General features: G+C 42.6%; 19 protein-coding genes. 5 read left to right on the top strand and 14 right to left on the bottom strand.

Going from position 1 to position 22,186, the window contains the following annotated elements:
* Positions 1-8: 8 nt before the first annotated feature.
* Positions 9-563: a DJ-1 family glyoxalase III gene (locus DV872_RS02670; protein WP_114628300.1), complete on the bottom strand. Its 555-nt coding sequence runs from the start codon at positions 561-563 to the stop codon at positions 9-11.
* Positions 564-694: 131 nt separating this feature from the next.
* Complete coding sequence (locus DV872_RS02665) at positions 695-2,602, bottom strand: long-chain fatty acid--CoA ligase (protein WP_158546798.1); 1,908 nt, start codon at positions 2,600-2,602, stop codon at positions 695-697.
* Positions 2,603-2,982: 380 nt separating this feature from the next.
* Here DV872_RS02665 and DV872_RS02660 point away from each other — a divergent pair, with 380 nt between their 5' ends.
* The 4 genes from DV872_RS02660 to DV872_RS02645 all read left to right on the top strand — a co-directional run bounded on the left by DV872_RS02660 (position 2,983) and on the right by DV872_RS02645 (position 6,086).
* Positions 2,983-3,156 carry a 4Fe-4S binding protein gene (locus DV872_RS02660; protein ID WP_114628298.1) on the top strand — a complete coding sequence of 58 codons (174 nt, stop codon included), beginning with the start codon at positions 2,983-2,985 and terminating at the stop codon, positions 3,154-3,156.
* 111 nt (positions 3,157-3,267) lie between these two features.
* A complete protein-coding gene (locus DV872_RS02655; RefSeq protein WP_114628297.1) occupies positions 3,268-4,254 on the top strand; it encodes an amino acid--tRNA ligase-related protein in 987 nt (328 codons plus the stop codon).
* A gap of 47 nt (positions 4,255-4,301) precedes the next feature.
* Positions 4,302-4,871: an elongation factor P gene (gene efp / locus DV872_RS02650; protein WP_114628296.1), complete on the top strand. Its 570-nt coding sequence runs from the start codon at positions 4,302-4,304 to the stop codon at positions 4,869-4,871.
* 6 nt (positions 4,872-4,877) lie between these two features.
* On the top strand, positions 4,878-6,086 hold the full coding sequence (locus tag DV872_RS02645; protein WP_114628295.1) for a methyltransferase: 1,209 nt from the start codon (positions 4,878-4,880) through the stop codon (positions 6,084-6,086).
* Positions 6,087-6,089: 3 nt separating this feature from the next.
* Here DV872_RS02645 and DV872_RS02640 read toward each other — a convergent pair whose 3' ends face one another.
* Positions 6,090-7,343: a mechanosensitive ion channel family protein gene (locus DV872_RS02640; protein WP_114628294.1), complete on the bottom strand. Its 1,254-nt coding sequence runs from the start codon at positions 7,341-7,343 to the stop codon at positions 6,090-6,092.
* A 2-nt stretch (positions 7,344-7,345) separates the two neighbouring features.
* Positions 7,346-8,770, bottom strand: a complete 1,425-nt coding sequence (pyrF, locus tag DV872_RS02635) for an orotidine-5'-phosphate decarboxylase (RefSeq protein WP_114628293.1) — start codon at positions 8,768-8,770, stop codon at positions 7,346-7,348.
* Positions 8,771-8,965: 195 nt separating this feature from the next.
* Here pyrF and DV872_RS02630 point away from each other — a divergent pair, with 195 nt between their 5' ends.
* On the top strand, positions 8,966-11,044 hold the full coding sequence (locus tag DV872_RS02630) for an adenylate/guanylate cyclase domain-containing protein (RefSeq protein ID WP_158546797.1): 2,079 nt from the start codon (positions 8,966-8,968) through the stop codon (positions 11,042-11,044).
* Here the strand turns inward: DV872_RS02630 and DV872_RS02625 are convergent.
* The 10 genes from DV872_RS02625 to DV872_RS02580 form a co-directional block, all read right to left on the bottom strand.
* Positions 11,041-12,768, bottom strand: a complete 1,728-nt coding sequence (locus DV872_RS02625; protein ID WP_114628291.1) for a sugar phosphorylase — start codon at positions 12,766-12,768, stop codon at positions 11,041-11,043. The genes DV872_RS02630 and DV872_RS02625 overlap by 4 nt on opposite strands.
* 88 nt (positions 12,769-12,856) lie before the next feature.
* Complete coding sequence (locus DV872_RS02620; RefSeq protein WP_114628290.1) at positions 12,857-13,516, bottom strand: SPOR domain-containing protein; 660 nt, start codon at positions 13,514-13,516, stop codon at positions 12,857-12,859.
* Between the two features lie 5 nt (positions 13,517-13,521).
* Positions 13,522-14,112 (bottom strand): dephospho-CoA kinase, encoded by a 591-nt coding sequence (gene coaE, locus DV872_RS02615; RefSeq protein ID WP_114628289.1) that lies wholly within the window; start codon positions 14,110-14,112, stop codon positions 13,522-13,524.
* 2 nt (positions 14,113-14,114) lie between these two features.
* Positions 14,115-16,805 carry a DNA polymerase I gene (polA, locus tag DV872_RS02610; protein WP_114628288.1) on the bottom strand — a complete coding sequence of 897 codons (2,691 nt, stop codon included), beginning with the start codon at positions 16,803-16,805 and terminating at the stop codon, positions 14,115-14,117.
* Positions 16,802-17,215, bottom strand: a complete 414-nt coding sequence (locus tag DV872_RS02605; protein WP_114628287.1) for a hypothetical protein — start codon at positions 17,213-17,215, stop codon at positions 16,802-16,804. The genes polA and DV872_RS02605 overlap by 4 nt, the downstream gene beginning before the upstream one ends.
* Positions 17,216-17,218: 3 nt before the next feature.
* A complete protein-coding gene (fliS, locus tag DV872_RS02600; RefSeq protein ID WP_114628286.1) occupies positions 17,219-17,635 on the bottom strand; it encodes a flagellar export chaperone FliS in 417 nt (138 codons plus the stop codon).
* A 177-nt stretch (positions 17,636-17,812) separates the two neighbouring features.
* Positions 17,813-20,077: a polysaccharide deacetylase family protein gene (locus tag DV872_RS02595; RefSeq protein WP_114628285.1), complete on the bottom strand. Its 2,265-nt coding sequence runs from the start codon at positions 20,075-20,077 to the stop codon at positions 17,813-17,815.
* Positions 20,078-20,124: 47 nt separating this feature from the next.
* Positions 20,125-20,367, bottom strand: a complete 243-nt coding sequence (locus tag DV872_RS02590) for a hypothetical protein (RefSeq protein WP_114628284.1) — start codon at positions 20,365-20,367, stop codon at positions 20,125-20,127.
* Positions 20,368-20,402: 35 nt separating this feature from the next.
* Complete coding sequence (locus DV872_RS02585; RefSeq protein WP_114628283.1) at positions 20,403-20,729, bottom strand: hypothetical protein; 327 nt, start codon at positions 20,727-20,729, stop codon at positions 20,403-20,405.
* A 1-nt stretch (position 20,730) separates the two neighbouring features.
* Positions 20,731-22,056 carry a PhoH family protein gene (locus DV872_RS02580; protein WP_114628282.1) on the bottom strand — a complete coding sequence of 442 codons (1,326 nt, stop codon included), beginning with the start codon at positions 22,054-22,056 and terminating at the stop codon, positions 20,731-20,733.
* Between the last annotated feature and the right edge of the window lie 130 nt (positions 22,057-22,186).

Genomic DNA, 22,186 nt, shown 5'->3' with positions numbered 1-22,186 from the left:
CCCTTTAGTTAATATCCGGCCTGCAGTGTCGCTCTCATTATGGTGTCCGCTTTCTCATCTCCAATAAGATATGCAATTATCTCTCTTGAAAATTCGGCAGCACCACCGACACCGCAGCCTGTTATTACATTTTTATCACAGACAACACGGTCAGTGCTATATATTCCATAAGGACCGGCTTTGTCTTCAAATCCCGGATAACAGGTATATCGTTTATCTTTCAGTATGCCCGCAGCACCTAATACAAGTGAAGGAGCTGCGCAGATAGCGGCAACCAGTTTACCCTGGTCATGAAATTTTTTAACTAGATCAATTACGGTCGGATCTGCTGCAATATGGGCTGAGCCGGGCATGCCTCCGGGGATGAGAATGGCATCAGCTTCTTCTGGAAAATCATTCAGAAGAACATCCGCCTTGAGATGGACACCGTGAGAGCCCTCGATGAGTCTCTCTTTGAGGGCTACAGTTGTTACATCTATCCCCGCTCTTCTCAAAAAATCAATGGGAGTGATGGCCTCAACTTCCTCAAGACCATCTGCCAGAATTACCGCTACAGATTTCATAAAGGTTCTCCTTAAGGTCAATGCCTAATTAATTCTACTACAAAAAAGCAAATATTGTACTGGTATTTTTCATACCCGAAGCCTTAGGGCAGAAAAAAAATAAGGGGACCATATGGCCCCCTTATGTAACATCAACGATTTAGCAGTTCATCCATTTCTTTATTGTATAATTCATAAATCGTAGGTCTCAGGAGTTCCATCTTTGCAGACAGCTCCCGGCCCACTTCAAAATGATTCTGAAGAATAGAGAACTGATAGATTCTCTCAAAACTTGAAAAACCGGTTGCAGGAGAGACAAGGTCGGCAATTTCCTGATTTATAAGTTCCTTCAGCTCAGGAGCCTCTCCCATAAGAGTTCTATTCTCATACATTACATTATATTTCTTTGCATACTCTTCCAGAGTATCAAAGTCAGGAACAATCAGCGCAGAAAGAAATTTCCTATCCTGTCCGATAACAACCACATTATCAATATATGGTGATTCCTTCATCTTGGACTCAAGGGGAACAGGCTCAACATTTTCTCCACCCAGCAGAACGATAGTATCTTTTGCACGTCCTACAAGAGAGATTTCATTATCACGTGAAATTACAGCAATATCACCGGTATCAAGCCAGCCGTCTTTTGTAAGTACAGAATTTGTAAGTTCCTGATTTCCGTAATAGCCTTCCATAACCTGCGGACCTTTAACATGAAGAACACCTCGCTCTCCTGTTTTAACTTCCTTACCCTCTGCATCCAGTGCCTTGATCTGAGTTCCGATAAAAGCGGGTCCAACTGTATTTACAACAGGATGTGATTCTTTTCTTACAGAGATAACAGGTCCTGACTCTGTCAGACCGTATCCTTCAAGGATCTTAACCCCGATGGCTGCAAAGAAATTATCAACATCTCTCTGCAGAGCACCGCCTCCAGAGATACCTGCTCTGAGGGCCGGAAACATTTTTTTAACAACTTTTGAAAAAAGGATTTTATCACCTGCATAACGGAGAGGTGCAGTATGAATACGACCGAATGCAGCGCCAATCTTTTTAATTGCTCCGGCATTACCGGTATAATTAGGATATCGATCCTGCAGCAGACAGCAAAAATGCTCATCTGCAACCGATTTCTTAACAAAGAAGTGGAACATATTCTCTACTTTGTCACCCTTTGCTTTAATATTCCTGATGATACCTGCATAAAGAGCTTCCCAGAGTCGGGGTACTGCTGTCATCAGTGTAGGCTGAACCTCCTGAAGATCCATCAGGAGTGTTTTACCTATTGGTTTTGAATAAGCAAGACAGGCTCCGTTCAGACATGAAACATACTGGATAATTCTCTCAAAAGAGTGCCAAACCGGCAGAATTGTGAGCCATGTATCAGTTTCAGAAACAGGAATTGAATCCAGCATTGCTGTGGCCTGATAGATATAACTTCTGTTACTCAGCATGACACCCTTGGGAATACCGGTGGTACCGGAGGTAAAGATAATAGTTGCAATATCCTCTTCACTTCCCTGTGCTATCTCTTTCTCAATCAGATCAGAATCTACGGCAAGGAGCTCCTCACCCTTTTTCATAAGGTCTGAAAAATTGATTATCTTATATTTTTCAGCTTTAGCTGCAGTTTCAGCATCGGCCTCTTCAATCATTACAATTTGTTTCAAAGCAGGAAGATCAGCCTGTACTTCAAGAAGTTTTTCCAACTGCAGTGAATTTTCAAGAACAGTTGTTTCACAGGAAGGGATACTGATGATATGTGCCAGTATTTTTGAATTGATGTCACAGCCCCGGGGTGCATCATTGGCACCGAGAGAAAGAAGACCAAGATCACAGATAAGCCACTCTTTCCTGTTATCTGCGATGATACCTACTGTATCTCCCCTTTTAATTCCGATTGACTGGAATCCGGCAGCACAGTACTGAGCTTCCTTATATAACTGAGTATAGATTGTCGGCTGATAAACACCATCCTTATCCTTACTGAGCTGTGCTGTTGCATTTGGAAATTTCTGCACAATTTTCTGCAGCTGTTTCATTATTGTCGGTTCCATCATATATCTCTCCTCAAAAACGATCTTTTGCATACTGATATCAAGTGGACTTCAGGGTCCAATTCAGCTACGGATAATAGACAAATTATCTACTAGTGTATATATACTATTAGATACATAAAGATATTACAGGCCATCACTTCCGTCAATCTATTCAATATTTAATCGACCGGATAAAAGATTATTCTAAAAACATGACAAAAGGAGCCATTGGAATCATTGAGCCTCAATGAAGCCGGGATGCTGAGAAGGGTGAAATCTTTGAAGAAGCAGGTATTTCACAGATACTTATGAAAAAAAGGTAAGCAAATCCTCATAGATTATTGATTCTCCCTGCTTTATACGCTATTTTGTACCTAATAAAACTGTTATGGAGGATTCCCATGGCCTATGTAATTGCAGCAGATGACTGTGTTAACTGCGCAGCCTGTGAAGGCGAATGTCCCGTAGACGCAATCAGTGAAAAAGATGATGCAAGATTTATCGACGCTGATCTGTGTACCAGCTGCGGTGCTTGTGCGGATGTATGTCCCACTGAGTGTATCACTGAAGCTTAATAGCTGACGTTAATAAAAAAAGCCGTCTGAATGGACGGCTTTTTTTTATTACTCATAATTATGTTATCTTTGGCTTCCAAAAGGATTAAGATTAAAATACAGGGGATCAGGATGAACCTTTCAATTGATAAAATTAAAAAAAGAGCTGTTCTGATAAACAGGATCAGAAACTTCTTTTTTGAGAGCGATTTCCTTGAAGTGGACACTCCCCTCCTTTCACCCCATCTTATCCCGGAATCATCCATTGAGAATTTCAAAGCATCTCTTATCAGTCCATACAGAGATGATATCCCCCTCTATCTGACACCATCTCCCGAAATATGGATGAAACAGCTTCTGGCTCAGGGCTCAGGCGATATATTCCAGATCTGCAAGAGCTTCAGAAATAATGAGCAGATCAGTCCTGTGCATAATCCTGAATTTACCATGTTGGAATGGTATAAAACCGGCATCACAGCAGATGAGAATATCCGCATCTGTGAGCTTCTGATCTCTTCAATCTGTCTTCCTGAAACTCCTGACTCATGCAGGCCCCCTTTCCGGCAGATGACTGTGGAAGAGGCTTTTATTGAATTTGCAGGCTTCTCACTTGAAGAAAATATGGAAATCCCGACTCTGCTGAAACAGCTGCAGCTTGCGGGTATCCCCGCTGAAGAAAATGAAGGCTGGGAGGTTCTCTACCATAAACTCTTTTTAACACTTGTAGAGCCTGAGCTTCCCTGTGACAGACCTCTTGTTCTTAAAAACTACCCCCGAAGACTTGCCACACTGGCGGCAGATATTGAGGAAAGCCCCTGGTCTGACCGCTGGGAGCTGTACATGGATGGTACTGAAATTGCCAACTGTTATACTGAAGAGACTGATATCGAAAAAATCAGAAACTACTATGAAAAAGAGGGACAGAAAAAGAGTCTGAATTCCAGAGTTCCTGTCCGCATTTCAAGTTCCTGGGTGAAGGGAATGAAAGATTTCCCCTCCTGCTCCGGTACGGCTATAGGAGTAGACAGATTAACTGCAGCCCTAATCGGAGATAAGAGTATTCAGGGGGTGATTTTATTTCCTCTTGATGCTATACTCCCTGAAGCAAAAAACAGCTGAATCAATATTTGATTCAAGCTTAATTAAATATAGTAAAGGATAATATAATGGGACAGATTAAAGCAGGCGCTATCGCCAAGGGAACATTTCTTCTTGAAAAAGATATCCCCTTTATTGTTATTGAAAGAGAATTTGTCAGCCCAGGAAAGGGTTCAGCCTTTGCAAGACTGAAACTGAAAAACCTCAGAACAGGTGCCGTTCTCAAAGTAACTCATAAAACACAGGACATAATTCAAGAAATTGATGTGGAAGATGTAACTTCACAGTTCCTCTACTCTGATGGAGAAAGCTTCCATTTCATGAATGCCGATACCTTCGAGCAGTATGAAATACCTATGGCCTCCATGGATGAGATGCAGTTCTTCCTGAGAGAAGGTGAAAGCTATAAGGTAGTCCGTTGGGAAAATGAATCTCTTGATATCAAACTCCCTCCTAAAATGGATCTTATTGTTACTGAAGCTGAGGATGCTGTTAAGGGAGACACCGTTCAGGGTGCCACCAAATATGTAAAAGTTGAAACCGGTTTGACCGTAAAGGTTCCCATCTTCATCAAAGAGGGTGAAAAAATCAGAATCAATGTAGAAACCAAAGAATATCAGGAAAGAGTTAATAATTAATAAACTATGAAATATAAGACAGACCCCCGCCTACAAAAACTTGTAAACAAACAGGTAGCCTTTCAATTCCATGGAGAGAAACTCAAATTTGACCTCTCCATGGGCTTATTCAGCAGCTTTGATATAGATGCCGGTTCCCGGCTTCTTCTGAAATCATTGGCCAAGGAAGCTCCTCTGGGAGAATATAAAAAGGCCATAGATACAGGCTGCGGTACGGGTGTATTGGGAATCTGTCTTAAAAAGAAATATCCCGAAATGCAGATAAAGTTTCAGGACAGGGATGCACTGGCTGTTAGCTTTACGGCTCATAATGCAGCTCTTAATGAGATAATCCTACATAAAAAAGATCTTCATACGGGTCTGCTCCTGGATAATACAGAGGCGGGTTCTCAGGATCTTATTATATGCAACATTCCCGCAAAAGCGGGAGATCATGTCATCAGTGACTTTATCTTCAAGGCATCATCCACAATTACTCCTGAAGGGCGTGTAGCGGTTGTTATCGTAGACAGCCTGAAGGAAGTGGTATCTGATGCCATTAAAGCCTGTGGCGCCCATGTGATTCACACAGAAGCCACAAAAATGCACTCTGTCTTTCACTTCGGTGCAGGAACAGAGACAAGAGAACTGAACTTTGACAGATATATCCGTCATACAGGCCGCTTTAAACTTATTGAGGATAAATATAAGCTCTCCACAGTTTATAACCTTCCCGATTTTGATCAGCTCAGCTACTGGATACATGTGTCCGGTGAGATTCTGTATAAAACTTCTTTTTCAGGTAAGGCTCTCTTCTGGAATCCGGGTCAGGGTCATCTTCCCGTATGGCTGAACAGCAGAATGACAAACGAATTTAAATCCATCAACATCGCCTCAAGAGATTCTCTGCAGAATAAGATTACGGAATACAACCTCTCAAAAGTATATGAGGGTGAGGTGGAATCAGCCTTAGTCCCCGATGAAGTTTATTTAAAAGACTTATACCAGGAAGAGGAGTTCAGCTGTGTATTCCTGAATTTAGACCCCATACCCAAGGTCAAATGGCATCAGGATCTTGCTGCTACGGCTTTAAGACTGACCAGAACCGGCAAGTTTTGTTTTATTATGGGCAGAAGCTCCGATATGTCTCAACTGGAAAAACATCTTAAAGGTTTCAAGACTATTGAGGATGACAGATTCAAGGGTAACCGGGGAATGCTTCTCAAAAAGAAATAAAGCTCAAGTCTCTTCAATAACTTCAAAATCAGGTAAATTATCTATCTTAAATTCTTGTTCAAGGTTCTCTTTAATAACCGCGTCAGCTGTGAAATTAGAATCTGCAGGCTTCTTTTTATCAACACCCGGCATGGACTCAATATGTACAACTCTCTGTGGAAAGGGAATCTCAATTCCTTCTTTCTTGAAGGCCTTCCAAATTTCCATATTTGTCCAGGAAAAGGAATCTGCCTTGAAGGAGACATCCTTTACAAGTGAGCGGAGAGCAACTTGTATACCATTATCACCGAAACTGAGTATACGAACGACATTTTCAGGCCCCTGCAGTCTGTAGGGATTCATCTCATTTACCTCTTCCAGTATAACACGCACTCTTTCCAGATCAGAATTATAGGAAACACCCACCTCATTGACAATAACGATCTTTCTATCAGTATAGGAGTAGTTATGTACGGCATTATCTACAAAGAAGGAGTTTGGAATGATAATATTTTCATTCTGAAAGGTTTTTATATCGGTGGAGATAAAACGGATATTCTGCACTATACCGTCATAACCGTTTACAAGGACTCTATCCCCTTCTTTTATAGGTCTTGTTGAGATAATGATGAAACCGGCAAAGAAGTTGGCCACAATGCTCTGCAGACCAAAACCAAGTCCAATACCAAGGACACCCAGGAGAACCCCCAGGGCAGAAAGGTCAATTCCCACAACAGACAGGCCGAAGAGAAGGACTACTGTCATTACAAGATAGCGTGTAAGACTGCCTATTGAAAAACGCTTGGCCTCATCCATCCCGAATTGCCTAAACAGTGAGGAATCAAGAAGCCTTCGTGCATACTTGCCCGACCAGGAAGCCAGGTAAAATACCGGAATAAGCATCAACAGGGTAACAACGGAAACTCTTGTGTTACCGGATACAAAAAACGGCTGATTCATAACACCCAGAAAGCGGCTGAACCAGTAATATATTTCCTTCTCCAGAAGGCTGCCTACGGATGCAACCAGACCTCCCAGGACAAGAAACTTCAGAAAAAGTTTTACATACTTCAGAACCCTTCCGGAAATCTCATCCTTTAATTTTGTAAGGGCGAGAATCTTACGTGTTCCCCACATAAGAAGGTAATAGGCAAGAACCATTCCTATGAAAGGAAGGGCGACCCGGGTGACAAGACCCAGGATACTGAAAGGCAGAGAAACAGTCCCCACAGAAATATTTTGAGTGAGAATGTCAATCAGGGTTCTGAATAAATCCATAACTATTCTTGAGCCGCATATTCCAGCATATCTTTCAGCTGGGCATCATCAATCAGTCCGAGATCATGGCAGGGCTGCAGAAGCTCTTTTACATGAGCATAGCTGTAGAGATTGATTCCTGCAGCTTCCATATCCTTTCGCCCCTGTACACCGCGCTCAAGGAGAACAATAAGGTCCTCAACTACCAATCCGGCGCCTCTGAGGATCTCTATGGCCTCCACCTTGGATTTTCCGGTTGTGATCAGATCATCAAGAAGAAGAACTCTCTCTCCCTTCTTATATTCACCTTCAATTTTGTTTCCCGTTCCATGTTCTTTCATGGTCATACGGGGATAGATCATGGGGATTCCTGCTTCTAGAGAAACCGCGGTTGCCAGGGGCAGCGCTGCCACAGGAATACCGGCGATTCTGTCATATTTGAGATCTTTGATCAGTTCGGCATATCCTCTGGCCACTTCAGCAAGAAGAGATGCGTCAGAAGACGTCCGTCGCAGATCGATGTAGAAGGGAGATTTCTTACCTGATTTCAATGTGAACTCCCCCACTCTGAAACACTCGGTCTTGATCAGTCCCTTCATAATTTTGTCTTTACGGAAATCCTTCTGACTTAATCCGGGGACAGAAACCCTTTTAGCTCTGGCATCATTCAGCTTATCCCTGAACTCTTTAGCAGCCTTTCCGGGATCTGCAGCTCCGGCTACGGATCTTGAAACATTAGGAAGGATTCCCAGTCCGTCAGCACGGCATCCTGCTGAAACAGCTTCCAGCATATCACCGCCCTGAGTTCCGATTCCGGGAGTAAGGAACCATGTATCGGGACAGGCGGCTCTTACTTTTTTCAGGGCCTCCGTATCATTTCCTGCAACAACAAGCCCGATCTGAGAACCCCAGCTGATACACTCTCTGGCGATTGTAATGTAAAGATCTTCAAACTCGCCTCCCGGTCTCTGAACCTGCAGATCCTGAACGGCTCCGGCTCCGGGATTGGTGGTCCGGCACAGAAGGAATACACCATGGTGATCACCCTTTGCCAGAAAGGGATCTACAGCATCTCTTCCCATATATGGTGAAAGGGTTACGGCATCAGCCTTGTAATAATCAATCAGTGAATCGGCGTAGGCCTGAGCGGTTGATCCAATATCATTTCTTTTGGCATCTATGAGAACAGGAATTTCCCTGGGAATCAGAGAAAGGGTTTCATTCAGGGCTTTAAGCCCCTCAGGTCCGTACACTTCATAAAAAGCGATATTAGGTTTGTAACAGGCAGTATATGGGAGGGTTTCCTCAATGATACGTCTGTTCTGTTCCACAATGGCTTTCAGTGCCTTTCCTGATCCTTTCTTTGCATCCACACGGGGATCCAGACCTACACAGAGAAGTGTATCTTTCTCTCTACAGACTGATTCCAGTTTTTCAAAAAATGTCATTAATCATTACTCCGCTTGATTTATTTTACTGCTGTACCGCTTGTACCGCTGCACCGCCGTTATCATATTTTAATTTTTTGTCATTATATTCAAAAAATACCCGGCTGAACAGTCATAAATATGCTCAGAAAGGCTGACTCATTAAAAAATAGAATTGAATATTCACTGACTATTATAATAGTATGTCATAAAGCTATGACAAAAAAAATTATTTTTATAAGCGGAATACTGTTTTCTTTCCTCATTTCTCTCACCGCAGATGAAGTTCTGCCTACGGCTGTAAAGGGCTCAATTGATCTTTCAGGCATCGACCGGGGATCCGACATCTACTCACTTCAGGGAGAATGGGGCTTCTACTGGAATCAATTACTTACAGAGACAGAGAATAAAGACGAGACCTTTATGACAGTTCCGGGAAACTGGGCGGCAGAAGGAGAATATCCGGCTTCCGGATTTGCCAGTTATTCACTTGAACTCAGAGGACTCAGCAGAGGAAATGATTATGAACTCTATGTACCTGAAAGCGTATCAGCATATAATTTATATCTGAATGGAAAACTTATCTCATCCAACGGCGAGGTGGGGAAAGAGAGAAAAAGTTCGCGACCCGCATTCAGGCCGGGAACAGTTATTTTTAATGCCGGTGATGATCCGGTACAGCTCAATCTTCAGATAAGTAATTATCATTACAGAAAAAGCGGTATCTGGCGGGATTTATTAATTGGAAAACCCGAAGTGCTTTCATCCTATTATCAGAAGAAACTGATACTTGAAGCCTTCCTTATCGGTCTTTTGGCTTTTGTGACGGTATATCATTTAAGTCTCTATTTCTTTCGTAAAGAAGAACGGGCCGAGTTTTACTTCGGGCTGATTTGTCTGGTACTTCTGTTACGGCTTCTGACAACAGGTGAACAGCTACTGACTTATCTCATTCCGACCTTCCCCTGGGAAATTGCCAGAAGAATGGAGTTTTTACCCTTCTCTGCGGCTTCTGCTTTTGCTATCTGGTATTTCTACAGCCTCTATCCCTTTGAATTTAACAAAAAGTTTCTAAAAGTATTTACAATTATTGTTTCTGTTTTTGGATTTATATTTATAGCCCTTCCTGTCCGGTTTTCCAATCATTTTATACTGGCAGGAGAGCTGAACCTTTTCCTTGGAATGATCTACTCTATCGTTGTTGTAATACGTGCCCTGAGGCAAAAAAGAAACGGTGCACTGATGATATTGATATCCGTAGGGATTCTATTAATATCTGTTATCAATGATATACTCTATTCCAACCAGATCTTCCACTCTTTCTATGCAGCTCCCCTTGGATTCATCTTTTTCATAGTAAGTCAGAGTTTGATACTTTCAAGGAGATATGCCTACTCCTTCAGAACCATCGAAGATCTGACTGTCAATCTAAAGGACTTCAATAAATCACTCTCCCGTTTTGTACCCTTTCAGTTTCTCGAATATCTTAATAAAAACAGCATTCTTGAAGTAGAGCTCGGTGATCAGACATTACGAAATATGACTATACTTTTTGCAGATATCCGATCTTTTACAACCCTGTCTGAGGTTATGACACCCGAAGAGAACTTTAAATTCCTCAACTCTTTTCTCTCTCAAGTTGTGCCGGTTATCAGAGAGGGCGGCGGATTTGTAGATAAATTTATCGGTGACGGTATTATGGCACTCTTTCCCCAGTCCACAGACAGCGGCCTGCAGACTGCGGTCAACCTGCAGCTTGCAGTACATAAATACAATGAAGCCAGAAGCAGGGCCGGTTATATTGATATCTGTCTGGGAATTGGACTTCATACAGGGGGTCTGATGCTTGGTACAATCGGAGCGATGGACAGAATGGAAACAACTGTTATATCCGACACAGTAAATATAGCCTCCCGGATGGAACAACTTTCAAAGCAGTACGGCGCCTCCATTATTATCAGTGACGACATGTACCATAGTCTGGAACATCCTGACAAATTTGAAATCAGAAAACTCGGATCAACAGTAGTCAAAGGGAAACGTCATCCTATTATTGTACTGGAGATTCTGGACGGTCTTGCCAGGGCAGAAAAAGAGAAGAAAATTGAAACAAGGGAAATTTTTGAACAGGGAATTGTACTTTTTGAAACTCTCCGCCTGAAAGAAGCCAGAGAAAAGTTCCATGAAGTTCTTAATCATTATCCAGCAGACAAAGCATCCAGCCTCTTCATTTCTAGATGTGAAGAAGCTGAATGCCTGGATGTAATGGTGCCGATTGATGAGAAAAAACCTTAAAAAGCTGCCCAGCAGACCTCGTAGGGTTCCAGTATAATTCCCCATCTGCCCTCGGATGCTTCTATCACTGAGCCGCCGTCTGTCAAACTGCTGCACTCAGCAGGCAGGGCAACAGGACAGTTCCTTCCATCCAGGGTCATATGAAGTCTTCTGCGTGAGGTATTCTGCAAACAGAGGATAGACTCACTGCCGTCATAGGCTGTTCTGATCAGAGCAAAGACCTCGGGGTCAAGCTTGAGTACCGACTGAGGTGATGAAGGATCAAAAGCCTTGTGACTGCGTCTGATCTTAAGCAGATCCTTATATCCTCTATAAATCAGATTTCTGAGAGAATCCTCTTCCTCAAGTTCCCTGACAAGGGTAAGGCTGTCAAGTTTTTCTCTGTTAATACGCCGGTTGATACCGGATTCCTCCACACCCTTCGTCCAGTTACCCGAACCGAGAATACTGTGAACATAAATACCCGGAACACCCGCCATACAGAGCATGACAGCCTGAGAGGATAGAAACTGCATTGCTTTCAGATCAACCGGCAAATCCGGATGATTAACAGCATCCCTGTAGTTGATATTCAGCTCATAGGGAATCTCTCCATCGGGAGTAGCCTTGTATGAGACCTTTCCTCCCCTTGATTTAACAACAGAAATCAGATTATCCAGCTCATCATCACTGAGGTAGCCTCTTGCAGGAAGAACACCGATTCCATCATGGCTGGACATGAAGTTGAAGTAGGTATGGTCTGAGTTAACATCGGGCAGTGAAGATGCCCAGTCTGTCAGATGGACTGCACTTTCCCGTGCAAAAGCATCAAGGGTGAGAGGCGGCAATGTAAATTGGTATACCATATGAGCCTCATCCCTTCCGTCTCCGAAATAGGATATATTCTCTTTATGAGGCACGTTGGTCTCGGTCAGGAGAATCACATGAGGAGCCACTTCATTTAGAACGGCTCTGTAGAGCTGTACGACAGCATGGGTTTTAGGATGATGCATACAGCTGGTACCAATTTCTTTCCAGAGAAAACCGATAGCATCCAGGCGGATAATCTGGGCTCCCTTAGCCGCATACAGCAGAAAGATATCAAGAAACTCCAGAAGTACATCAGGATTAGAAAAATCAAGATCCACCTGATCGGGACTGAAGGTAGTCCATATATATTCAGTACCTTTGTGTGTTTCGAATTCACTTAAAAGGGGCAGTGCCCTTGGACGAAATACTGATGATAGATCTGTAGATGGATCTACAGAGTGAAAATAGTTTTTATATTTTTTATCACCTGCCATAAACCCTTTAAACCAATCGCTTGAAGCGCTGCAGTGGTTTAAAACCAGGTCAAACATAAGGTTGAATTTCTCTCCCAGATCCTCTATATCATCCCAGCTGCCAAGATCAGGATTGATCTGCCTGTAGTCGACTACAGAGAAGCCGTCATCCGAGGTATAGGGTGAAAATGGAAGGATATGAATACCCGACAGCATATCCTTCAGCCAAAGATCAGCAAACTCCTTGAGAGCCTGCAGCGGAGACATCCCCTCTTTCCTGATGGAGTCTCCATAGCTGATCATCACAACATCATCTGATGTCAGCGGAAGTTTTCCCCTGGGAATCTTTGGTACATTGATCAATTCGGACCACTGCTCCTGTAATTGATCAATCCTCTTTTCAATGGAGGGAGCGATATCACTGCCATAAATAAATTCTATAAGTTCTTTTTTGGTCTTCATATAATAAAGTATAAGACAAGCGGGCTGTGTTTCAAAAAAAAAAGACAGAACCGTAGTTCTGCCTTGTAAATTCTTATTTATTTGTATTTCAGGAGTTAAGAGGAACTTTTTTAATCATGGGAGACTGAATAACAAAACTCTCTTCATAACCTTCCAGCCCCTTTACCTGTACTGAGAACTTATCAGCTTCAGCCTTAGTGTTGAATGCACCGATTCTCACACGGAAAACTGCATTACCCCCGACACTCTTTGACTGAACGGTTGTAGTAAGACCCCTGGATTTGAGGGAGTCACTGACTGATTCAGCTTTTGTCAGTGAACTGTAGGAACCTACCTGAATCCAGAAGACCTGTACAGTAACATCTTTGTACTGAGCCTCGGGAGCTTTAATTACAGGAGCTTTGATTACAGCAGGAGCAGGAGTATTATCAACGATTTCTTCAGTACTTTCAACTTCCGTACTGTCGGCATCAATCAGTTCGATCTCGATGGAATCCTCGGTTTTATCCATCATACCGGGTACCTCATCACTGTCTCTTGCCAGTTCAATGGGATCGAATTCATTATTTTTCTCAGGAACCAGCGTAGTTGCCGCCAATGCAGGCTTCAGGGCATCTGTATTTTTATCAGGTGAGAAAAAGAAAAATCCGGCTGTGCCTACTATGATCAGAAGTCCTAATGCCGAAAGGAGGACCCACAGTGTTTTAAGATGATTATCTACGGGACGATTGTTTTCTTGATTATCCATACAGTTTATCTCTCCGGTGGAAGATGTTTTATCCACTTGTCCACCCTTTTACGCAATACTGCCCGGGTGGAACTGTTTCTTATAATATAAGTATCGACTCTGGAAAAAAAATATTGAGACTTAAGTTCCCTCTGAGACCGGAATCGGCTCATTAGATTTTCAAGGGAACGGCTGTCTCTTTTCCAGGCCCTGTAAAGACGAATTAAGAAGGGTGCCTGCACCCAGAGTATATGATCACATTTTTTCCAGAAATCAGCTTTTTCCAGGGCGGCTGCATTCACAATAAGGGAGGTTCCTTCCTTCATATTTCTGATATAGTCATCAAGCTCTCTATGAAGTTCCGGATAAAGAATATCCTCCAGCCTCTGCAGTGAATCAGGCTTATTGAATACCTTTGCACCCAGAGTTATCCGGTCGACATTATCATCCTCATCAAGGATATCACTGCCGAATGCGGCAGAGAGAGAGGCAGCCAGGGAATTAAGGCTGTCATGAGCCATCAGGTCCATGTCCAAGGTATCAAAACCCCTTTCTTTGAGGATAGCTGCCACCTGATTCTTGCCGGAGCAGCTTTTACCAGCCAGACCGATAATCATATCTAGTGAATATCTCCCCAGTTGGCACCCTCTTCTACGTTGACTCTAAGGGGCACATCCATCTCCCATGCACTTTCCATCACCTTTGACAGAAGAAACTTACAGGTCTCAACTTCATCTTCGGGTACCTCCAGGATAATCTCATCATGAACCTGTAACAGAACGGAGGCCTTGAGATTTCTCTGTTTTATGGCCCAGTCAATACCAATCATGGCTCTTTTAACTATATCCGCTGCCGAACCCTGAATCCTGGTATTTACAGCAACCCTGACGGCAGCAGATTTTTCCATTTTATTCTTACTGGTAATTTCCCTGACAGGACGGAAACGGCCAAGAATTGTATAGACTCCGCCGTCGATCTCTGCCTGAGCAACCGTATCATCAACAAACTTTTTAATTCCGGAATACTCTTCAAAATAGGTCTCGATAAACCCGGCAGCCTCCCCTCTTGAAATCTTAAGTTCATTGGAGAGTCGGAAAGCAGACATACCATACATAACACCGAAGTTGATGGTCTTGGCGATACGCCTCTGAGCCGGAGTTACCTCGGCAATATCAACTTTGAAAATTGTTGCCGCAGTCTTGCTGTGAACATCATCACCGCTGATAAATGCCTCTTTCAGACCGGAGTCCTGGGAAAGATGAGCCAGAACAACAAGCTCAATCTGCGAGTAGTCTGCAGAGAGGAAAACAGATCCTTCCTTTGGTCTGAAAGCCCGTCTGATCCGTCTTCCGTTCTCATCTTTTACAGGAATATTCTGCAGATTGGGATCTTTACTTGAAATTCTTCCTGTAGCCGTTCCTGTCTGAACAAAGGATGTATGAATACGGCCGCTGTCGGGATGTACCATCTTTGGAAGTGTATCCACATAGGTGGATTTAAGTTTTGCCAATGCTCTGTGAACAAGAATTTTTTCGGGTACAGGATCTTCTTCGGCAAGCTGTTTCAGTACGGATGTATCCGTTGAATATCCGCTCTTTGTTTTCTTGGTGGGCTGCAGTTTTCTGTCTGTAAACAGTACTTCCTGTAGCTGTTTTGTAGAGTTGATATTGAATTCTTTACCGCAGAGATCATAAATTTCGGTTCTGAGAACTGTCAGGGCTTCTTCAAGCTCAACACCGTATTCGATAAGCTCTTCCCTGTTCAGAGAAATACCGCGTATCTCCATATCTGCAAAAATACGGACAAGTTCCATCTCCAGGCTGCTGAACAGATCACCCAGATTATCTTCTTCAAGCTTCTTTTTAAGTACTTCGTACAGACGCCAGGTGACATCCGCATCTTCGGCGGCATAATCTACAGCATCCTCAAGAGGGACATCCGAGAATATTCCCCCTTTGGGAACTACATCCTTGAAATGTACAGTCTTATAGGCAAGATAGCGCTCTGCAAGAAAATCCATATTCAGAGGAGAGCCCGCATCTATCATCCAGGCAGCAATCATGGTATCAAAATAGAGATTGGCCGGATTGATTCCCCATCGCCTGAGAACCTTGTAATCATATTTTATATTCTGTCCGATGATTTTTATCTTTTCATCTTCCAGGAGCTCTTTCATTTTACTGCGGATAAGATCTTCAGGCAGACAGTCAGCACCCTCTGCCCGGATAGGGATATAACAGGCTTTTTCGTCTCCCACAGAGAGACATATACCAACAGGATTAGCCTTCATGGCATTTATACTGTCGGTTTCGGTATCCAGAGAAACCATACCCTTGTCACGAACAGCCTGAATCCATTTATCAAGGTCTTCAACACTCAGAACGGCACTGTATTCACCCTTTTCGGCTGCTGCTCTCTCATCTTCAGGATCTTCACTGATACTGAGATCGGGAACCAGTTCCAATGCCAGGCTCTGCATTCCCTCTTTCATCAGAAGCCTCGCAGCCTCCTCAGAGTGAAGATTTTTCACCAGCATCTCATCAACAGTCATATCCACAGGCACATCCACGCGAATAATAACCAGCTCTTTGCTGAAATAGGCGTTCTCTTTACTATCAATCAGCTTCTGTTGCTGATTCTTACTTTTTATCTTATCCAGATGTTCGTATATACCGTCCAGAGTCCCATAGTCCTGCAGAAGTTTTGACGCTGTCTTGGGACCGATTCCTGCGGCTCCGGGAATATTATCTGCCGTATCACCTACAAGAGAGAGGTAATCAACAATCTGCTCAGGCCAGACTCCCTTGTCTTCAAAGACCTCGTCCCGGTCCATCTCGATGAATTGGCCCTTTTCAAGCTTCATGATTTTGATACCGTCACCCGCAAACTGAAGCAGGTCTTTATCTCCGGTAATAATATAGCAGGGCCTGTCTTCTTCCCGCGCACGGACAGCCAGAGTACCCATGATGTCATCAGCCTCGAAACCATCAACCCTGATGGTCGGAATCTCCATCAGCTTAAGGATTTCTTCAATAATGGGAATCTGCTCAAACAGATCATCGGGAGACTTATCTCTTGTGGCTTTATATTCGGGATACATGTCATGACGGAAAGTCTTGGTTTTTGAATCCATGGTGACAACAAAACGACAGGTATCCCTTTTATTCAGGATATTGATAAGGGCTCTGAAAAAACCGAAAACGGCGGATATATTCTTTCCTTCAGGATTTTTGAGAGGATTACGGATGAATCCGAAGTAGGAACGGTATATTAGACTGTAACCGTCCAGAAGATAGAGAGGATCTTTCATAGTGTAATGTCAATCAGCCGTGGAGCTGCTTCCTTTTTTGTAGATTTGGGCAGCAAATTCTTTTCAATTTTATGCTGCTCCTGATCTACTAAGGTTAATCCAGTTTTGAGGGAGCTTCTACCCTTATTCCGCAATTTAAGAGATTCATTTCTCAGATCCTGCAGTCGGGATAATTCTTCGCTGAATTCCTCTTTAAAAGATGCGGCATCATCAAGCCAGCGAGACAGAATCTTCTCCTCATGGAGAATTTTTTCAGAAAGTCTCTTTTCTTCGAGAAGGATTCTGTCAAATTTTGACTTGAGAGGGTTTTCACTTTGTTTGATCAGATAAAGGATAACTTTATTATATTCACGGTAGTCACTGCAGAGGGTTTTAATCTGGAGAGGAAACCACTGCCCGACGGAAGGCATGAATCAACCTGCTATATTGACACCCAGAGGAGATGCTCCGGTATGCGGCTGTCCTTCAATGGAGGCCCATGCTGTACGGAGTTCATTCATCATACGGCGTATTTCGCTTAATGAATCTGAAGTTTTATCCATATTTGCCTGCAGCAGCTGCTTATTGAAAAACATATACAAATTATAAAGATTAGTGGCGATATCTCCGCCCTTTTCAAAATCGAGGGAAGCCATCAGTTCAGTTATAACATCCTGGGTCTTAACAATACAGTTATGAACCTTGTCCAGCCTTTTCTGAGGCCTGTTCATTTCTTCTATTCCAATATCCAGCTGTTTTAAAGCCTCGTCATACAACATAACAATCAGGCGACCCTGACTGGCTGTTTTAACTTTAGTCTGACGATAGGCATTTAACGGATTTTTATTCATGTAAGAAAATCCTCCCCTAATTCTTCAATATATTCTCGGCAATATTCAGTCGATTCTTAAATAAAAGTTTCATAAAAAAATATTTTGTTTTCCTGTGTTGTAAAAAATATATATCATCTGCAGAATAATCAAGGCTAAAACAGTTCATATTCTGTAGACAAATCTATTTTAAACAGGCTAATACAAACTGCTCTGCATCATATCCTGAAGGTCGACAAATTCATAACCATTCCTTACAAGTTCATCAAATATCATTGGAAGCATCTGGAACAGATATTCATTCTGCCCCGCCTCTTCTCCCAGAGTCAAAGAAATAATTGAACCGGGTTTAATTCTGAGAAGCAGTTGTTCAGCTTCTTCAACGGCATTGTATGTAGGTGCATTTATTCTGTTGATTCTATCCTGAACCGGAATGTCCGTCCCTATAAAAACATACTGCATAGATGCTGAAGTCTCAAGGATTTCAGAATTTATATAATATCCGGGTGTATGCCAGAGCATTGCCATTTCACGCCCTGTAGCGATGAAATAATCATCCTCATTCCTTGCTAACCCTTTCTTGAGAAATGTTTTATCTATCTGATAACCAGGGGCTGATAAATCAAACCAGGTATAGAACAATGACCCCACGGTATGCCCGCTTTCGGCAATGATTTTTGTCTCCATTGGATTGGCATGGATAAAATCTCCATTTATAAAAAATGTTGTCTGGACACTGTAGCTTTCAAGTGTCTTCAGAAGCCGGGCAGTTCCTTCTGCTGAATCAACAGCATTGATAACAAGAGCTACTTCTTTTCGCTCTGTACTCTGACCATGATCAAAGTACCAGGGATTAGAACTACTGTCCGGCCGCAGCTGTTGAGGAACCTCAAGACTGAACTGAGAATGAAAGGGAGGGATAAAATCCGAAGTATAGTAGCTTTCAATATTTCTGACTTTCAATGATGAAGAGTACCAGCCGCCCCGGAGATTCTCCAGATAGATTCGATACTCTTTTGTTGTGTTCTTTGCTCCACTTATCTCAACATCATCTTTCAATGGTATCCAGCTGAGTGCTTCGTCATAGCGGAATTGATTATCTCCGATTCCACATATCAGATCACCACCTGCATTAAAACCGGCAGCATCACTCTGACTCAGTCCGATAACTCTGGAACTTCCTTTCAGAGGATCGAGGGTTCTTATGGTTTTTTTCCCCAGAGAATAATAGACATCACTGCCCCAGTGGAGCTGCATAGCCTCATTATGACTGAAGCTGTTTACTGCTGTATCTTCATGTGCTTTATATATATCAACAGAATCCTCTGTAAAAAGGGCAAATCGGCTGCCATCAGGAGAAGCTGAAAGACCGCTGAATGATCCGCTGCGCAGAGGGAGAAAAAAGGGTTGTTTCCTGTCCTCATAGCGAAAAAGAGTTGATTTTCCGTCTTTTCTGCTCCCCACAAGAAGTATGAGAATATCATTTTCAAGCCATTCAGCGCTGAGGATCTCATTATCAGAACCAAGATTAATCAACGGAGTCTGAGCTGCTTCCGGGCTCTCTATATCGTAGGCAAGAGGAATAACCATTCCATACTGACCATTCTTGATAAGAAAGAGATCAGTTCCGCCGTCATTCAGCACATAGCTGTCAAAGACAGGATCATAATTAACAGGCAATCGGCCCCTGACTGTTCCCCGTCTGAAGGGTTCTGAATAGAAGGAGCGTGTAAAAAACTCAGAGCTATGAATTCTATACAGATGTCTCTCTTTCAGAATATAAAGATAATTTCCCGCTTTCCACTGTACCGACTGCATATCCTTGAAACCGGTGTTTCTAAAAGATTCTGCCGGGATACGTCCCGACTGATACTGTTCAATAGAGAAATAATAAAGATCACGTCCCCGGCGATAGATAAAATACTTTGAATCGGGAGCCCACTTCACTATTTTTTCCAGATATTCCCTTTTCAAACGGCTTGTAACTGTGAGGCTGACCTGCATATCCCTGTCATATAATATCAGAGATGCCGTATTCTCTTCATCTTCTCTGATATAGGCGGCATAACGCCCGTCGGGACTCATTTCCAGAGTTCTCAGTGAAAGTGGAGAAATAGGCTGTCCCGATGAGAAGGAGGGCATAAAATTTAATTCCTGCCAGTTCCCGTTGTCTCCGTCAAAGCCGTAACAACCAAAATGGTTATAAACCATAACTTCATTTCTTGATGGAAAATAGAAAGATTTTTCCGGAAAAAGAGTCAGTGCTTCCAGAGCCAGAGTATCTGCACGCCCCCGAACAAGTGTTCTGTAGGTATTCCCTGAAAGAGAAGGCAGCTTAACCGTCATGATTATTTCATTACGGTCATTTATATCGGGTGATATGAATTCAAGCTTCCGTTGTTGTGCAGGCAGGAGTACTGAAAGAGTGAGTAATAGTATAAATAATGAAATTATTCGGCGCATATGCTGTTTATTATCGGTTTATTATGACAATAAGAAAAGGTCTAAAATCAGGATGAGGCTTTGGAAAGAAAGGCTTCTATCTCTTCTTCAAGATTTTCCAGACAAATTTCAAGCTTCTCAAGTTCCATCAGACGATCTTCCATCTGATTTTTTTCCAGTTTATCGAGAGATGTATTTATTACTTCAGCAATATTGCCTTTATTTTCGAGACTCTTTCCACACCAGGGACAGTAGCTGTAACTGGAGCTGGTCAGTTTGCCGCAATAGGAGCAGAATTTTACCTCATCCATAGCATCTCCTCAAAATAAGACACAAAGGTCCTACTTTAAATATTACTCAGATCAATCAAAATCTCAATAGAATAATATGCATCCCTGCTTAAATCTTCTCTTTTAAGATAGCCTCTGATTAAAGCATCGGCCACAGGAATGCCCGGATCGCCGTCTTCCTGATACTGATTTTCCAGAATCTCTTTTTTGAAACCTTTATGATTATCAATGGCCAGCTCCAGGGCATCGGCAGAGATACGTTTCTTTTTCCACTTATCAAACTCTTTGCTGAGAATTTCCAATTCACTCTTCTGAGCTGTAAGGAAGGCTTTCTTCTTAAGTTTGACTAATTCTGATTTAATTTTCTTTGAATACTCCGGCATATTACAATAACTCCGATGCCAATTCCGCCAGAGGACTTCTCTCTGAATGTCCCAGGGTTACATGTCCTGCAATGTCGACATCCCTGAAGGCTTCAACAAGACAGGTAAGGCCATTTGATTCGGCATCCAGATAGGGATTATCTATCTGATGAGGATCTCCGGTTATTACAACCTTGGTACCCTCCCCTGCGCGGCTGACAATTGTTTTAACTTCATGGGGAGAGAGATTCTGAGCCTCATCAATAATAATATACTGCTTTGGCAGAGATCTTCCCCTGATATAGGTAAGGGCTTCAATTTCAATAATTTTGTTATTCATAACCTGGTCGATACTCTTGAGATTCTGTTTATGAGCCACATCAATGATATACTCCAGATTGTCAAAGAGCGGCTGCATCCAGTGACTCATTTTCTGACTTTTGGCACCCGGAAGATAACCGATATCCTTTCCCATTGGAATAATCGGACGGCTTAAAAGCACTCTGGTATAGTTTTTCTCTTCCATGGTTTTTCTGAGACCTGCGGCCAGTGAGAGCAGGGTTTTTCCAGTCCCTGCTTTTCCGATCAATGTGACCAGATTGATATTGTCATTTAATAAAAGATCGAGGGCAATTCGCTGCTCCGGATTGAGTGGGCGAATACCAAGAACCGGTTCAATTGTTGATTCCACCAGACGGAGCATCCCGTCTTTTGTATCGCAGCGTGCGAGTATAAAGGATTTGGAATCTGCATTTTCTTTCAGGATCAGATACTCATTGGGAAAGACAGAAACATCGGGAATTGGAGTTTCACCACTCTTCTTCAGCTCTTTTATTACCTGTTTTTCACCATGGAGTTCTCTAAATCCATCGTATAGATGCTGGATATTGATCTTATGTTTTTCATAATCAACGGCCTTGATTCCTATGGAAATAGCCTTGATTCTTGCATTAATATCCTTAGAAACAAAAAATACATCAGGATTTCTTCTTTCCAGACTGTTTCGCTGCAGATATTTGGCACAGAGAATAATCTTATTATCCATCTTTGTTGATGAGAGTGAATCCTCTACAGATCTGTCATAATCCAGAACGACTTTCAAAGTTCCGCCGGATTCCAGTTTGACACCCTGCTGAAGGTTGCCGTGACGACTGACCTCATTCAGAAAACGGATTGCTGCACGGGCGCTTCTTCCACGTCCTTCAAGTTCACCTTTAAGTTTGTCCAGTTCTTCCAGAACCCAGATGGGAATGACAACTTCACTGTCCCGGAATGACAGAATGGCATCAGGACGATGAATCAGAACATTGGTATCAATAACAAAAGTCTTGACATTATTTACACTCATTCTTATGCCTCACACTAATAATATTATACAGTAAATCAAAAAAAAAAATGTTAGAAATTTAAAAAAAAGCTCCTTACTCAAACATCGGCCAAAGGGGCTGATGACAATATGGATTTTCACATGATACTGC

This window comes from Oceanispirochaeta sp. M1 (assembly GCF_003346715.1).
In the GTDB taxonomy this organism is placed as follows: domain Bacteria; phylum Spirochaetota; class Spirochaetia; order DSM-2461; family DSM-2461; genus Oceanispirochaeta.
This window is presented reverse-complemented; position numbering and strand designations above follow the sequence as displayed.